Annotated in this window: 14 protein-coding genes; all 14 read left to right on the top strand. The window is 41.9% G+C overall.

Annotated features, from left to right (window positions below):
* Positions 1-21 precede the first annotated feature (21 nt).
* The 14 genes from DWX23_RS17765 (at position 22) to DWX23_RS17700 (ending at position 16,500) form a co-directional block, all read left to right on the top strand.
* Complete coding sequence (locus tag DWX23_RS17765; RefSeq protein WP_122375441.1) at positions 22-729, top strand: DUF4998 domain-containing protein; 708 nt, start codon at positions 22-24, stop codon at positions 727-729.
* A gap of 143 nt (positions 730-872) precedes the next feature.
* Positions 873-3,134, top strand: a complete 2,262-nt coding sequence (locus DWX23_RS17760) for an alpha-N-acetylglucosaminidase (protein WP_122375440.1) — start codon at positions 873-875, stop codon at positions 3,132-3,134.
* A gap of 651 nt (positions 3,135-3,785) precedes the next feature.
* The gene (locus DWX23_RS17755) at positions 3,786-6,743 is read left to right on the top strand and encodes a TonB-dependent receptor (RefSeq protein WP_199673316.1); all 2,958 of its coding nucleotides are present in this window, start codon (positions 3,786-3,788) and stop codon (positions 6,741-6,743) included.
* 23 nt (positions 6,744-6,766) lie between these two features.
* Positions 6,767-8,281 (top strand): RagB/SusD family nutrient uptake outer membrane protein, encoded by a 1,515-nt coding sequence (locus tag DWX23_RS17750; protein WP_122375438.1) that lies wholly within the window; start codon positions 6,767-6,769, stop codon positions 8,279-8,281.
* A gap of 355 nt (positions 8,282-8,636) precedes the next feature.
* Entirely contained in the window at positions 8,637-9,515 is an 879-nt protein-coding gene (locus DWX23_RS17745) for an ABC transporter permease (RefSeq protein WP_122354217.1), read from the top strand.
* Positions 9,516-9,527: 12 nt separating this feature from the next.
* The gene (locus tag DWX23_RS17740; protein ID WP_122375437.1) at positions 9,528-9,770 is read left to right on the top strand and encodes a DUF3098 domain-containing protein; all 243 of its coding nucleotides are present in this window, start codon (positions 9,528-9,530) and stop codon (positions 9,768-9,770) included.
* A complete protein-coding gene (locus DWX23_RS17735; RefSeq protein ID WP_122354219.1) occupies positions 9,767-10,567 on the top strand; it encodes an undecaprenyl-diphosphate phosphatase in 801 nt (266 codons plus the stop codon). The genes DWX23_RS17740 and DWX23_RS17735 overlap by 4 nt, the downstream gene beginning before the upstream one ends.
* 6 nt (positions 10,568-10,573) lie before the next feature.
* Positions 10,574-11,305: a tRNA pseudouridine(55) synthase TruB gene (truB, locus tag DWX23_RS17730; protein WP_122375436.1), complete on the top strand. Its 732-nt coding sequence runs from the start codon at positions 10,574-10,576 to the stop codon at positions 11,303-11,305.
* Positions 11,306-11,337: 32 nt separating this feature from the next.
* Entirely contained in the window at positions 11,338-12,387 is a 1,050-nt protein-coding gene (queA, locus tag DWX23_RS17725; RefSeq protein WP_122354221.1) for a tRNA preQ1(34) S-adenosylmethionine ribosyltransferase-isomerase QueA, read from the top strand.
* An 11-nt stretch (positions 12,388-12,398) separates the two neighbouring features.
* Positions 12,399-12,866: a 2-amino-4-hydroxy-6-hydroxymethyldihydropteridine diphosphokinase gene (folK, locus tag DWX23_RS17720; RefSeq protein ID WP_122375435.1), complete on the top strand. Its 468-nt coding sequence runs from the start codon at positions 12,399-12,401 to the stop codon at positions 12,864-12,866.
* Positions 12,867-12,906: 40 nt separating this feature from the next.
* Entirely contained in the window at positions 12,907-13,095 is a 189-nt protein-coding gene (locus DWX23_RS17715) for a hypothetical protein (RefSeq protein WP_122375434.1), read from the top strand.
* A gap of 248 nt (positions 13,096-13,343) precedes the next feature.
* Positions 13,344-14,630 carry a methionine adenosyltransferase gene (gene metK / locus DWX23_RS17710; RefSeq protein WP_122354224.1) on the top strand — a complete coding sequence of 429 codons (1,287 nt, stop codon included), beginning with the start codon at positions 13,344-13,346 and terminating at the stop codon, positions 14,628-14,630.
* Between the two features lie 107 nt (positions 14,631-14,737).
* The gene (locus DWX23_RS17705; protein WP_122354225.1) at positions 14,738-15,274 is read left to right on the top strand and encodes an RNA polymerase sigma factor; all 537 of its coding nucleotides are present in this window, start codon (positions 14,738-14,740) and stop codon (positions 15,272-15,274) included.
* A gap of 83 nt (positions 15,275-15,357) precedes the next feature.
* Positions 15,358-16,500, top strand: a complete 1,143-nt coding sequence (locus DWX23_RS17700) for a FecR family protein (protein ID WP_122375433.1) — start codon at positions 15,358-15,360, stop codon at positions 16,498-16,500.
* Positions 16,501-16,512 lie beyond the last annotated feature (12 nt).

The following is a 16,512-nucleotide window of genomic DNA, read 5'->3' as shown; positions in this document are numbered from 1 at the left end:
ACTATTAAAATGAGAATCAGAATGAAAAGTATAATAAAAAACATTGCAGGGTTTATTTGTATCATCATAGGATTGAGCAGCTGTGAAAATATCAATGATGTACATGAAGAGTATCTGAAATGGGGGGAAGAAATCTATACAGGCGTTGTAGATTCATTGGAAGCGTATCCCGGAAATGAGCGTATTAAATTTACCTGGATGATCAATGCGGATCCTCGTATTACTAAAACTGTAATTTACTGGAATGACGGGGGCGATTCTGCTGTTGTAGAAGTCAATCGTACTCAATCAGGTATTATGCGGATGGAAACAAGTTTGAATTTGCCTGAGAATAGCTATATTTTCAAATTTGTGACAAAAGATGATGAAGGTCATAAATCGTTGAACGTAGAAAAAACAGCGGATATTTATGGTTCCAGATATGTTTCGACTTTGAGAAACAGGGAAATCAGAACGATAGTAGCTCAGGAAGGTAATAGCGTTAAGTTGACCTGGAGTTCGATCGAGAGCGAGACTTTATTGTATACCATGATCACTTATACGGATAATACCGAGCCGTCTGATCCGAAGACGATTGAGAAGAAAGTGGAGAATGATATGTCAGAAACCGTCCTGTCGAACCTGAAAGCAGGTGATGAATTTGCTGTGGTTTCTGTTTATCAACCTCTTGGTTCACTGGATACTTTTGAAGCGAGTGCAACGGTCTATCATGTCCCGATTGCGGAATAGTAACTGAAAGGTGATTATGAACTGATGGTATGCAGATAATACGTTCGGAATGTGTTATTGTGCATACCATTGGTATGTTTGGAGATAGTTTATTCTAAATTACGAGTATTTGATACTAATAAATAACAAACAAGATATACGAAATGAAACTAAAAATAGCATTATTTATTCTTACAATATTCTGTATTGGATGTACGAAAGACCCGCAGATCCGGGCGGCTTACGATTTGATCGAGCGTGTTACACCCGGATATGGAAAACAGTTCAAACTGGAACTGATCGAACCTGTCGATGGACAGGATGCATATGAAATAACATCCGTAGATGGAAAAGTGCTTCTTCGGGGTAATAATACCGTTTCTTTGGCTACAGCCTACAATCAATATCTGAAATATACCTGCAATGCACATGTTTCCTGGTTTGGTGACCAGCTGGATTTACCGGAACAGTTGCCTCTCCCTGAAAAAGAAATAAAAAATACGATCAATGGAAAATACAGAGTGTACATGAATTACTGTACTGTCAGCTATACCGCTGCCTGGTGGGACTGGGACCGCTGGCAAAGGGAATTGGACTATATGGCGATGAACTCCATCAATATGCCGTTGTCCGTTGTCGGACTGGAAGCTGTGTGGTATAATACTTTATTGAAATATGGCTTTACCGATGAAGAGGCCCGTGCTTTCCTGGCAGGACCCGGACATTTCGCCTGGCAGTGGATGCAAAACCTGCAAAGTTATGGTGGTCCGTTACCGAAGTCCTGGATTGACAGCCATGTAGAATTAGGGAAAAAGGTCATCGATCGCCAATTGGAATTGGGAATGCAACCCATACAGCAGGGATTCTCCGGTTATGTCCCGCGTGAGCTGAAAAACAAATATCCGGATGCAAAAATTCAATTGCAACCTTCTTGGTGCGGTTTTACCGGTGCTGCACAGTTGGATCCGACCGATCCGCTTTTCAGTGCTTTTGGACGTGACTTTCTGGAGGAGGAAAAGAGATTGTTCGGTGCGCATGGCGTGTATGCTGCCGATCCGTTTCATGAAAGCCGACCGCCGGTCGATACACCCGAATATCTGAGTGCTGTAGGTAATTCTATCTACGAATTATTCAAAAATTTCGATCCCTCGGCCATGTGGGTTATGCAAGCCTGGAGCCTTCGCGAACCGATCGTGAAAGCCGTTCCTAAAGAACATCTTTTGATACTCGACCTGAATGGCGGAAGAAGCAGACAGGAAAATACTTGTTGGGGATATCCGGTTGTTGCCGGGAATCTGCACAACTTCGGTGGTCGTATCAACCTGCACGGTGACTTACGTCTGCTGGCTTCCAATCAATATGTGCTTGCCAACCGGAAGTCGTCCAATGTTTGCGGTTCCGGTTTGTTTATGGAATCGATCGAACAAAATCCGGTTTATTATGATCTGGCTTTTGAAATTCCGCTTCATATCGGTGAAGTGGATGTCGAGGAGTGGTTAGGCAACTACGCAAAGCGGCGTTACGGAGCTATTTCTGAGAATGCTCATAGGGCCTGGTTGTATTTGCTAGAAGGTCCGTACCGCCCCGGGACAAATGGTACGGAGCGTAGTTCCATTATTGCTGCTCGTCCGGCACTGAATGTGAAAAAATCCGGTCCGAATGCGGGATTAGGTATTCCGTATTCACCCTTATTGGTTATCCGGGCACAAGGTTTATTGTTGAAAGATGCCGATAATTTAAAGGCCTCTGCTCCTTACCGTTTTGATGTGGTCGATATTCAACGCCAACTAATGTCGAATCTGGGTCAGGCTATTCATAAAAAAGCGGCCGAAGCTTTTGAAAAGAAGGATAAAGCTGCTTTCGCTCTGCATAGCAGCCGTTTTCTGGAAATGCTTCGTGATGCAGATATCTTGTTGCGTACGCGTCCGGAGTTCAATTTTGATAAATGGTTGACTGACGCTCGTAGCTGGGGAACTACCGGTGAAGAAAAAGACTTGCTTGAAAAAGATGCCACAGCACTGGTGACTATTTGGGGAGCTGACGGTGATCCGCTGATCTTTGATTATTCGTGGCGCGAATGGTCAGGTCTGATCGATTGTTATTACCTGAAACGTTGGGAAATGTTTTACGCTATGCTGCAGGAGCATCTGGATATGGGAAAGGATTATTCGGAAAAAGGTCTTCCTATGACTCATGGCCGTGAAGCCTTTCGTGCCAATGAATTCTATAGTCAACTGGGAGACTGGGAACTGGAATTTGTTTCAAAAACCGGCAAAGCCCGTACTCCGGTCATTCAGGGGGATGAAATAGAAACGGTTCAGAAAATGTATAAAAAGTATGCAACTCTAGCCCGGGAATATTATCAGGATGAAATGAAAGCGGATAATATTCAGGAAGGTAACATTTTTGAAAATCTGGGTGAATGATCTGATTGTTGTAATCTGTTAATTGTCACTACTGTTATTTATTCAGGTGTCAGTGTCGTTTTGACTGGCACCTGAATTATTGATATGGAAAAACTGCGGGAAAGTGAGAATTTTTGTTTACATCTTTTTCTATATGTTATTATGTCGATAGGCAAGGTGAAATAGTGTATGGATTCTCAAATAGTGGATTGTTTTGCATCAAATGATATTCAAGGATAGAAAGGATAAATTAACATAGTTCTCGTAGGACTACGTTCTTAGTAAATGCAAATTTACACATATATTTATTTATATAAATTAAATAGCGGGAGAAAATATAGCAAAACTGCCGTATAACATATATTCTTTTTTATAGACTACCTTATTGCACAAATTGTATTTTAAATGATTTTATTGATTTGTAGCTTGCTTTATATGCTGTTTTATTCCCGCTTAACGCATATTTATTATTCTTTATAATTAAAGCTTGTTAGATAAAATATGTTAAGCTGTTTATTTGGCGCTAATTTTTATCACCTCAATTAAAAAAGCGTAAGGCGCTGTTTGGCACTTTATTAAGTCCCTCCTTCATTGTAGACCTCTCTGATAATTTACATAAGTCCTACGAGTACTTAGTATTATAGACTTAATACTCAATCTAAATGTAAAATTATGAGAAGAAGAATGATGTTATTACTTACCTGTTGTATAATAGGTGTAGGTTTGGTGATGGCTCAGTCGTCTAAGGTAACTGGTAAAGTTCTTTCCGATGAGGATGGAGAAGCTATTATTGGAGCGACTGTGATGGTGAAAGGGACAACTATCGGTACTGTAACTGATGCAGATGGTTTTTTCAGTTTGAGTAATGTCCCGGTTTCGGCAAAAGTTCTGGAAATCTCGTTTGTCGGAATGGAAACGATGACCGTTAAAATCGCTCCGAATCTGACAGTCCGGATGAGAAACTCTTCAGAGATGCTGGATGAAGTGCTGATTACAGGAACCTATGGTTCGGCAAAGAAATTAGGTTCAATGGTTGGGTCTGTTGCCGCCGTTAAATCGGAAAAGATTTCTAATCGTCCGAGTGCGAACTTTGCAGACGCTTTACAAGGGCAGGTTGCCGGTCTACAGGTATACACCTCTTCGGGAGAACCGAGCGAAAATGTTTCTATGCGTTTGCGTGGTGTCGGTTCTATCAATTCTTCTACCGAGCCCTTATTTGTTTTGGATGGCTCCCCGATTTCCAGCGGTGTTTTTACCGCTTTGAACCCGAGTGATATTGAAAATGTCACTGTTTTGAAGGATGCGTCATCAACATCCATTTACGGTTCCCGTGCAGCGAATGGTGTCGTGATAATTACAACTAAGCGTGGTAAAGGTTCAAAACCTACGGTTAGCGTTAAAGGACAGTATGGCTTTTCACAGCCGGCGTTGCCTACAACGGAAATGATGAACACGACGCAATATTACAATTTCTGGAAAACGGTTAAGCCGGATGCCAATCTTTCTACGGTTGAAAAATACATGAATATGGGAATTTCTACCGATTGGGCTGATTATTTTTTGAAGGATAATGCCCCGACATGGCAATTGGATGCAAGTATTACAGGTGTTGCCAATAATACGAATTACTTTATTTCTGCCAGTCATTATGATGCGGAAGGTGTGGAACCGGCTTCCGGTATGCGTCGTGAAACATTACGTAGTAATATTGATTCAAAAGTATTTAGCTGGCTGCGGGTAGGGCTGAATTTGGGTTTGTCTTATGAAGATTTTGAGACAAACGGATTTGCCAGTACAGGAAATAGCTGGTATAATGTTGGTACTTTAAGCCGTTGGGCTGTCCCTTATGAAACTCCTTATGAAATAATAGAAAACGCGGATGGCAGTATATCCTATGGTAAGCGGAAAGATTTACTGGATGTGCTGGGACTGTGGAATCCATATTATTTATTGGAAAATCAACCGACTGAAAAAAATAAAATTCGTCTTTATGGGAATATGTTTGAAGAACTGACTCCGGTTAAGGGACTGACAATTCGTGCTGCCCAGGCTATGGATGCATTTGATTACAGGTATCGCTATAAAAGTTTACCGGCCAGATATAATAATTATTCCGGTAGTGCTGCCGAAACTTTCCAGCGGTATTCTTCTTTTACGCTGACTAATACGGCTGAATATAAGTTCGATATCAATAAGTCGCATAACCTTACAGCTCTGGTGGGGCAAGAGTCGATTATATACGATGGCAGTTCTTTCGGAACCAGCGTAGACGGCATAACCGATTCTCGTTTGTCGATGGTAAGTCATGGTACAACATACAAAGCGCCGAGCGCGAGTCTGAAGAAGAAAACGATGAACTCTTTCTTCGCACGCGCGGAATATAATTTCAATGAAAAATATTATCTGGATGCCTCTTACCGTACGGATGGTTCTTCTTTGTTTGGGGTAAACAAACGCTGGGCTTCCTTCTTTTCTGTTGGGGCTATGTGGAATATGAAGAAAGAACAATTCCTGGCTGATGTAGACTGGTTGGACGAATTGCGTGTGAAAGCCAGTTATGGTACAACCGGTAACTCTGCATTTGAAGGTGACCCCTATTACCCATCCTTAGGATTGATCGGTACAGGACTTTACAACGGGAACCAGAGTTTTGGAGTTTCTTCCGTACAAAATGACGATCTGACCTGGGAAAAACAAAAAACATTGAATATCGGCTTCAATTCACGTTTCTTTAATCGCTTGAGTATCGACTTTGACTTCTATAACAAGGTGACGACGGATATGTTGATGACGATCCCATTCTCTTATACAACCGGTCATGATTCAGGGTGGGGAAATATTGGCAGTATGTTTAATCGTGGTATCGAACTTACCGCTTCTTATGATATAATCTCCAATAAAGATCTCTTTTGGAGTGTTTCGGCTAATATCAACTATAACAAGAACCAGATTACAGAATTGTTTGGCGGACGTGATGAGTATGTAGTGGCTAATACAGGTGTTAAATATGAAGTAGGTAAAACATATGGCGATTTCTATTATGTGAGATGGAAAGGCGTTGATCCGCAGGACGGACAGCAAATATGGCTGGATAAAGACGGGAATGAAACAAAAACTTATTCTGAAGATAATGCCGTGTTTACCGGAAAAAATCAATTTGCACCCTGGATAGGTGGTTTCAATACCCAGTTTTCCTGGAAGGGTTTCACTTTGAATGCGGACTTTTCTTTTATGTTGGGTAAATATATGATCGATAATAACCGCTACTTCGTTGAAAATCCGAATTTCGTCGGACAGTTAAACCAGGCTGTCGTGATGGAAAATATGTGGACAACACCTGGGCAGGTAACGGATATTCCGGCAGCAAATTCTGCAATTCAATTTGATACTCACTTAATTGAAAATGCATCGTTTATGCGTCTGAAGAATTTGACGATCGGTTATAACCTGCCGGACAATTTATTAAGAAAAACAGGCTTTATCCGTGGTGTCAGAGTCTTTGCTGTTGGCCGTAACTTGTTGACTGTTACAAAATATCAGGGAGCGGACCCGGAGGTGGATTCAAACTTGCAGTTAGGTAAATATCCGAATACCCGCCAGTTCTCATTTGGTGCTGAATTTACGTTCTAATAATTTGTAAAAAGAAGAAAATCATGAAGAAAAAATCTATTATATTGTCAGTTGCGACCTGTTGCTTTGCTGCTTTTACGGCTTGCGATATGGATTTGGCTTCGGAAACAAGCATACCTACCAATCAATCTGTTCTGTCTGTACAGGATTGTGGGAAATATAGTAATTTGTTCCATGCGGAATGGCGTGGTTATGTGCAAAATGCCTATACCATGGATGCGTTGGTCCAGTCTGGATTGATAACAGCCACGGCTGATTACGGAAATACGTATGGCGCTTTTTACCGTTGGGATTATACTATTACAGATGGTGCTTTTTCTGGCTGTTGGAGCAATAATTATAATTTTATAGCAAACGCCAACGTCCTGTTGAAAGGGGCAGAAGCTTTATTAGCAGATAATTCGTTATCGGATGCCGATCGGAATGAAATCCGACTTTATATGGGTCATGCTTATTTTACAAGAGCGTATGCTTATTTTGAGTTGGCTCTTCATTTCTGTAAAAATTACGATCCGACTACCGCTGCTAAGGAATATGGCGTTCCTCTTGTGGAAGAATACAATTCGACTCCATCTATCGCCGGAACCTATCCGGGACGTAGTACGCTGGAAGAAACTTATAAACAGATCGATAGCGATTTGGCAAAAGCAGAAGAATATGTAACGACAACAGGAGAGATAAACTCTGCTTATATCACGGCTGATGTGGTAAAAGCTTTGAAAGCCAGAATAGCATTGGAAAAAGAGGATTACCCGACTGCTATATCTGCCGCTACCGCGCTGATAAACAGTGGTACTTATCCATTGATGACAGACGGTGATGCTTATACTGATATGTGGCTGCATGACAACGGAACGGAAGCCATCTGGCAGTTTGCTATGGTGAAAGCCAAAGAAACGGGACCGAATTCCTTGGGTAGCGCTTTCTGCGGTATTATAGATAAATTACCCCGCCCTTCTTATTTGCCGACTAACACTGTGTTGAATTTGTATGATAAGGAGAATGATATTCGTTATAATGCCTATTTTACGTATGACTCGATCGATGCCCAGACTGTTCCGGACTTTATGATTACGTATTGTAAGAAATGGCCGGGTAACCCTGAATTGTATGAAGGAAAGAGCAATAACATAAATAAGACCAAGGCTTTCCGTATTTCAGAAATGTATCTGATTGCGGCTGAAGCTTATGCAATGTCGGGAGATGAAACGAATGCTTCCGTGATGTTGAATAAGCTGAAGACAGCCCGTGTGAAAGGATGGAGTGATAAGTCTTACAAAGGCGATGCTTTGATAAAAGAAATTCAGGATGAGTATGTCCGTGAATTATTCGGTGAACATCCTTACCTCTTTGACCTGAAACGTTGGAAGAAAGGGCTGAACCGTTCTTCAAGCGAAGCTCAGGATATTTCTTATCTGCCTGCTTTGGGTACGGATATGGTAAAGGCTGCCGATGATTATATGTGGGTATGGCCGATCCCTAAAGATGAGATCGATGCGAACCCGCAGATCAAAGGGCAGCAGAATACAGGGTATTAGTAAATCCGGAATATTATTTTTCATGAAATGAAATTTTAATATAGTCCGAAACCTTACATAACACACTTAAAAAATAAAGGGAATGGCTGGATGTGAATCTCGCCATTTCTCGTTTTACACAAGTCTTATAGATATTTTTTTATTATGTGAGATTATGCAATAGATTCATTTGAAAGTGTCTGTGTCTAGCTTCATGTCGAAATTTGAAGTTCTCTTGATAAAGCTCTATAATTGGTTAAATAATTATAATCTGCTGCCTGTCTCACAATTTATTCGTTCTTTTGCAGAAAAATTGGGAGGTATGTGCTCTGTACGTATCTCCCCAATTTGTTGAATAATAATAAGGTTACGTCTGATGGCTGAAAATAATAAGGTTAACTCGGTTTCTTTCTTTAATTCACGTCTTACATCTATTATAAGTATAGCCCTGGTATTATTTTTACTCGGGTTGATTTTGTTGATGGGACTGCTGGGGAATCAGTTATCGGTCTATGTGAAGGAAAATATATCCTTTTCCATTGTTTTGAAAGATAACCAGAAAGAGGCGGAGATCAAGAAGATGCAAAAAAGCCTGGACGCACTACCTTTTATCAAATCCACAGAATATATCTCGAAAGAACAGGCTGCGAAAGAACTGGAAGAGGAATTGGGGGAAAATCCCGAGACTTTCCTGGGCTTCAACCCTCTGCAGGCATCTATCGAAGTAAAGCTGCATTCCGAATATGCCAATCCGGACAGCCTGCAACATATTGAAAGGAAAATTAAAACATATACTTCCGTTTCAGATCTGCTTTATCGTAAGGATATGATGCAGATGGTTAACGATAATATGAAACGCCTGAGCATTATCCTGCTTACGCTGGCTGTTATGTTGATGGCCATATCGTTTGTTCTGATCAGTAATACGATCCGTTTGTTGATCTATTCCAAACGTTTTTTGATCCATACGATGAAACTGGTTGGGGCGACTTCCGGTTTTATCAGGCGTCCTTTTGTGCGCTATAATGTAGTAAGCGGTATTTTTGCATCCATTCTGGCAATATTAATGCTGACCGGTTCGTTATATTATTTACAACACGAATTGGACGGTTTTATCCAGTTATTGGATATGAAGGCTTTATTGGTGGTTTTTGCCGCAGTGTTCCTCTTAGGGATCCTGTTGTCGGTAACAGCTACTGTATTTGCTGTAAACAAGTACCTCCGTATGGGTGTTGATAAGTTGTATTATATATAATAAACAGAAAAGATGGCTAAGAGAGATTTTGCTTTCGGAAAAGAAAATTTTATTCTGATCGCGGTTGCCGTGACAGTGATCATTATTGGTTTTATGTTGATGAGTGGAGGAGGTTCTGCCGATGCAACCAGTTTTAACCCGGAAATATTCAGTACACGTCGTATTGTGGTGGCTCCGGTTGTGACGATGATCGGTTTCGGCCTTATGATTGTAGGAATCCTGAAAAACAGCAAAAGTAAAGAAGTTACGGAATGAGTTGGTTTGAAGCCTTGGTGCTGGGGATCGTACAGGGACTGACGGAGTATCTTCCTGTAAGCAGCAGCGGACATCTGGCAATCGGATCGGCGCTGTTTGGAATTGAAGGAGAAGAGAATCTGGCATTTACAATCGTAGTCCACGTGGCTACGGTATTTAGTACATTAGTTATACTCTGGAAAGAGATCGAATGGATATTCCGCGGATTGTTCAAGTTTCAGATGAATAGTGAAACCCGTTATGTGATCAATATCCTGATTTCTATGATACCGATCGGTATTGTCGGAGTATTTTTCAAAGATACAGTCGAAGCTATCTTTGGCTCGGGTTTGCTGATAGTCGGTTGCATGTTGCTGGTAACGGCGGCATTGCTGTCTTTCTCTTATTATGCAAAGCCCCGGCAGAAAGAGAACCTTTCGATGAAAGATGCTTTTATTATCGGTTTGGCCCAGGCTTGTGCTGTTTTGCCCGGACTTTCACGTTCCGGAACAACGATCGCTACAGGTTTGTTGCTGGGTAATAATAAAGCTAAACTGGCTCAATTCTCTTTCCTGATGGTCATTCCCCCGATTCTGGGTGAAGCCCTGTTGGATGTATTGAAGCTGGTAAAAGGCGAAAATATTGCCGGAGATATTCCGATGCTTTCGCTGGTTGTCGGTTTTGTAGCTGCTTTCCTTTCCGGTTGTCTGGCTTGTAAGTGGATGATCAATATCGTGAAAAAGGGAAAGCTGATCTACTTTGCTATTTATTGTGCGATAGTCGGACTGATCACTATTGCATGTACATTGATGAAGTAATATAGAATGGATTTTATAGCAGGAGAGGTTTTATATTTTAACAAGCCGCTGACGTGGACTTCGTTCGATCTGGTGAACAAGTTCCGTTACAAATTATCGCGGAAGCTGAAAGTAAAAAAAATAAAAGTCGGACATGCCGGAACGCTGGATCCGCTGGCTACCGGGGTCATGATCGTTTGTACCGGGAAGGCAACCAAGCGGATCGATGAATTCCAGTATCAGACAAAAGAATACGTGGCAACCCTGAAGCTTGGGGAAACGACGCCTTCCTTTGATCTGGAAAAGGAGATAGATGCCGTATATCCGACAGAACATATAACTCGGGAGATGGTCGGGGATGTGCTGAATTCGTTCGTAGGAACAATCCAGCAGATCCCGCCGGTTTTTTCGGCCTGCAAAGTGGACGGGAAGCGTGCATACGAGTTGGCACGTAAAGGGGAAGAAGTGGAGTTGAAGTCAAAAACACTGGTGATCGATGAGATGGAACTGCTGGAATGCAGCCTGCCGGTCATTAAAATCCGTGTGGTATGTAGTAAAGGTACTTATATCCGTGCCCTGGCACGTGATATCGGTGTTGCCTTGAATTCGGGCGCCCATCTGATCGGATTGGAGCGTACCCGGATCGGAGATATAACATTGGATAAATGTATGAATCCGGAAGAGATAGATGCTTTTCTGGAGGAAGCGGTCGAAGATCGTGTGGCTGATGAAGCCGGAGCGGCTCCGATAGAAAAATGATAAGAATAAAAGAAAATAAATAAAGTAACATTATGAAGCTATCTAAATTCAAATTTAACTTGCCGCAGGAACAGATCGCTCTTCATCCCGCAAAGAACAGGGATGAATCCCGGTTGATGGTTGTACACCGTAACACAGGGGAGATCGAGCATAAAGTCTTTAAAGACCTGTTGGAATATTTTGGAGAAAAAGATGTATTCATCTTCAACAACACGAAAGTTTTTCCTGCCCGTTTATATGGTAATAAAGAAAAGACTGGTGCACGTATCGAAGTATTTTTGCTGCGTGAACTGAACGAAGACCTTCGTCTTTGGGATGTGCTAGTTGATCCTGCCCGTAAAATCCGTATCGGTAATAAACTTTATTTCGGGGAAGACGATTCGATGGTAGCCGAAGTGATCGATAATACTACGTCACGCGGTCGTACCTTGCGTTTTCTGTATGACGGAAACCATGATGAGTTCAAAAAAGCATTGTATGCTTTGGGAGAGACTCCGCTTCCTAAATATATCGATCGTCCGGTAGAAGCGGATGACGAAGATCGTTACCAGAATATCTTCGCGAAAGAAGAAGGTGCGGTAGTGGCTCCGGCCGCCGGCCTGCATTTCAGCCGCGAATTAATGAAACGTCTGGAGATCAAAGATTGCCGTTTTGCATTCCTGACAGTTCATTCCGGATTGGGTAATTTCCGCGAAATAGATGTGGAAGACTTGACAAAACACAAGATGGATTCCGAACAGATGATCGTGAATGGGGATGTCGTAGATATCGTGAATACAGGGAAGGACGACGGTCGTCAGATCTGTGCTGTCGGAACTTCTGTGATGCGTGCGGTAGAAACTGCTGTAAGTACGGACGGACATCTGAAAGAGTTTGAAGGATGGACAAATAAGTTCATTTTCCCTCCTTATGATTTCAGCGTGGCTACCAGTATGATCACCAACTTCCACATGCCGTTGTCTACTCTTTTGATGATGACAGCTTCATTCGGCGGATATGACCTGATCATGGATGCTTATGACGTGGCATTGAAAGAAGGATACCGTTTCGGTGCCTATGGCGACGCAATGTTGATCATCTAAGACGTACGTTTATGGCTATTGCATACCTGGCTTTAGGTACGAATATAGGAAATAAAAGACGGAATATGATAACGGCCGCTGCGCTGTTAGCTGAAAGGGTGGGAGATGTTCTCGCCCTTTCCGGTTTTTATGAAACCGAACCCTGGGGATTTCAGTCGGAGAATACGTTCCTGAATGCTGCTTTGCAGCTCGAAACCTCTTTATCTCCGCTGGAGCTGCTGAAAGCAACCCAACAGATCGAGGTGCAGATGGGACGTACGCAGAAAAGTAACGGTACTTATCATGACCGTATCATCGATATCGATATTCTGTTGTATGACGATCTGATCCTGCAGACGCCGGAACTGACATTGCCGCATCCGTTGATGCAGGATCGCCGGTTCGTGATGGAACCCTTGCTTGAAATAGCTCCGAACATGGTTCATCCGGTGTTTAAAAAGACTGTTGTTTCCCTCATGCGGGAACGCAACATTTTGTAACTTCATACTGTTTTCAAATAAAACAATAAAAGATAAAGCAATGAACGATATAGAAAAGATCCTGACCGGTGGAGGAATGGTTTTCAAGAAGGCCAAGGAAGAGAATGCCGGAGAAAAAAAAATCAAATACTCTGATTTCCTGAAAGGTACCCATAAATCGGGTTCAGCAAAGATGAAAGCTGAATACAAGTATAAAAAAGCACTTCGTAACACAAAGAAGAAAAAATAATTTTCAATTTTCAATTTTGAATTGTCAATTAATTCTTATCTTTGTCTCCGAATTGATGTGGATAGATTTGTATTGCTTGCAACCACAGGAAAAAATGCTAAAAACAAGTTACTTTTCTTAGCCGTTCGGCATATATATCCTTCCGTTATCAATTCATTATTATTAATCAATTGTCTGTTGTTGATTGAATTTAGGGGTGTCTGACATCTAATTTCAATTTTCAGTATTCAATTTTCAATTAAAAAGTAATGAGTTATTTATTCACCTCCGAATCGGTGTCCGAAGGGCACCCCGATAAAGTAGCCGATCAGATATCGGATGCTTTGCTGGATGAGTTCCTTGCTTATGACAAGAGCTCGAAAGTTGCTTGCGAAACCCTTGTTACAACCGGACAGGTTGTCTTGGCTGGAGAAGTTAAATCAAGTGCTTATGTAGATGTGCAGGAAGTTGCACGCGGTGTGATCGAAAAGATCGGTTACACGAAAAGCGAATATCAGTTTGAGGCCAAATCATGCGGCGTATTCTCTGCTATCCATGAACAGAGTGGCGATATCAACCGAGGCGTTGAACGCGAAGACCCTTACAACCAGGGGGCTGGCGACCAGGGTATGATGTTCGGATATGCAACGAATGAAACTGAAAATTACATGCCTCTGGCCCTCGACCTTTCACATAGTTTGTTGTGGGAACTGGCTGAGATCCGCAAGAATGAGAACGACCTGATGCCTTACCTCCGTCCGGATGCAAAGAGCCAGGTCACTATTGAATATGATGACAACGGCAAGCCGTTACGCATCGACACGATCGTTGTTTCTACCCAACATGATGAATTTATCGGTCCGAAAGGTATCAGCCAGGAAGAAGCCGATATCGCCATGCAGAAGAAGATTGCAGCCGATGTGAAGAAGATCCTGATCCCGCGTGTGAAAGCGCAGTATCCGGCTTATGTACAAGCCTTGTTCAACGATGATATCATTTATCATGTAAATCCGACCGGTAAGTTCGTGATCGGTGGTCCTCATGGTGATACAGGTCTGACCGGACGTAAGATCATTGTGGATACATACGGTGGAAAAGGTGCTCACGGCGGTGGTGCATTCTCCGGAAAAGATCCTTCGAAAGTTGACCGTTCTGCTGCTTATGCAGCCCGCCATATTGCGAAAAACCTGGTTGCCGCAGGTGTTGCTGACGAAATGCTGGTACAGGTTTCTTATGCGATCGGTGTAGCAAAACCGATGAATATTTTCGTAAATACGTTTGGTCGTGCCAATGTAAAAATGACAGATGGCGAGATTGCAGAAAAGATCTGGGATCTTTTCGACATGCGTCCGAAAGCGATCGAAGAACGTCTGAAATTACGTAATCCGATCTATCTGGAAACAGCCTCTTACGGACATATGGGACGTAAACCGGAAATTGTTACCAAGACATTTACTTCTCGTTATAACCCGGAACCTACTATTTGTGAGGTGGAGTTATTTACCTGGGAGAAACTGGATTATGTGGATAAAGTGAAAGAAAGTTTTGGATTGTAATAACTAACTTATAAGTTCTAGAGTAGACTCCTGTTCTGAAATATCTCGGAGCAGGAGTTTTTTTATATTATTATCGTTATTTTTGCCGAATAAGGATTTGTTATAATATGAGTGAAGAAGTCTTTTGCGTACAAAAAATAAAAGAGGGGGATCAGATGGCATTCTGTTCTTTTGTCGAATTGTACTCGAAAGATTTGTATTATTTTGCCTTGGGGTATGTAAATGTCCGTGAACTGGCGGAAGAAGTTGTAAGTGATGTATTCCTGGAGGTCTGGAATAACCGTGCCCGCCTTGACGAAATAATCCATATCAAGTCATGGTTACTTGTTTTGGTCCGTAATAAAGCTATTTCTTATCTGCGAAAAGAGCAGCCGGATACTACCGTTTCATTTGACGAGATAGACGATTTTCATGTTCCTTTGTTCCAGTCACCGGATAATAAAATGATAAGCCGGGAGGAGATCGCCAAGATCAACCAGGCAATTGCTGCATTACCACCAAAATGCAAAGAAGTATTCGTATTAGCCAAAATAGAAAAACTACCCTATAAAAAGATCTCGGAAATGCTGAATATCTCCGTGAAAACAATCAATGTGCATATTTCAAAGGCTCTGAATATCATATCAGGAATCCTTTGTGAATAAATTATTTGAAAAAAATCACTTTTTGAGTAGGACATTTTTTTTTCGTCTGCGTCTTTTATATGTAAGCACATTTGAAAAACAGAATGAAAACAGATCACGATATATTTGATGATGACACTTTTCGGCCTCGGGACAGGGAAGAAAAGAAAAAAATAGAATTTTTCTGGGAGGATTGCCTGCCGGAAGAAGAGGGGGATGTGGTCGCTTCGATCCGTGCTAAAGCTCTCCGGAAAATACAGGAAGAAGGGAAACAGCAGGTTCTTCCGTCTGCAAAGAAAAAAAGAAGAAGCAGGTTTTATATTGCAGTTGCCTCTGTTGCGGCAACTATCGCTGTATTGTTGAGCATACCTTATATATCCGATGATCTTTCTCAAAAGGAAGACTTCAGGCAGGTCATTGCCCTGATGGATATGCTTCCGGTCGAAGAAACGGACGATGTGGTACTGGTGATGTCTGATCAGGAGAAGTTACAATTAGCTTCTGACGCGAAAATTGCTTATACGCCGAAAGGCGAAGTCTCTGTCGATTCGGAAGAACTTCCGGTGGCTGAGTCCGGACAGAAGGACGTAACGACACCTTACCATGAGTCATATAACCAGTTGATCGTACCGAAAGGAAGACGTTCCCAACTGTTACTGTCAGACGGTACCAAGGTGTGGGTAAATGCCGGGACTAAAGTGGTCTATCCCCGTGTTTTCGGAGAAAAGAAACGCGAGATATATGTAGACGGTGAGGTTTATCTGGAAGTTACTCATGATGAGAAGCGTCCTTTCTATGTGAATACCGAGGGCTTTGAAGTAAAGGTGTTAGGTACTTCTTTTGATGTTTTTGCCTATAAACAACTGGCAACCAGTCGTGTTGTATTGGTTAACGGATCGGTAGAGATCAAGGACCAGCAGAACAAACAGATGAAGATGGTGCCCAATGAGCTTGTCTCGCTTGAGAAAAATAGTATTACCGACAAAAGAACTGTGAATGCAGGTGATTACAAAGCCTGGATCGATGGTGTGATGATTTTGAACGGTGATTATCTGAAACTGCTTGCCGAACGGTTAAGTTTGTTGTACGGAACAAAAATAATATGTGATTCATCTTTAGACAATGAACAGATATATGGGAAATTAGATCTCCGGGATGACCTGGATGAGATAATTGATTATATTAAATCGATGATTCCTCTTTCTGCGCGCGAAGAAAATGGAGTGATCTATTTAAAGAGAGAGTAGTAATCTTTTTTA

Origin of the sequence: Parabacteroides sp. AF18-52, from assembly GCF_003479145.1 — a bacterium.
In the GTDB taxonomy this organism is placed as follows: domain Bacteria; phylum Bacteroidota; class Bacteroidia; order Bacteroidales; family Tannerellaceae; genus Parabacteroides; species Parabacteroides faecis.
The sequence above is the reverse complement of the archived record's forward strand: the minus strand, read 5'-3'. Positions and strand labels throughout refer to the sequence as shown.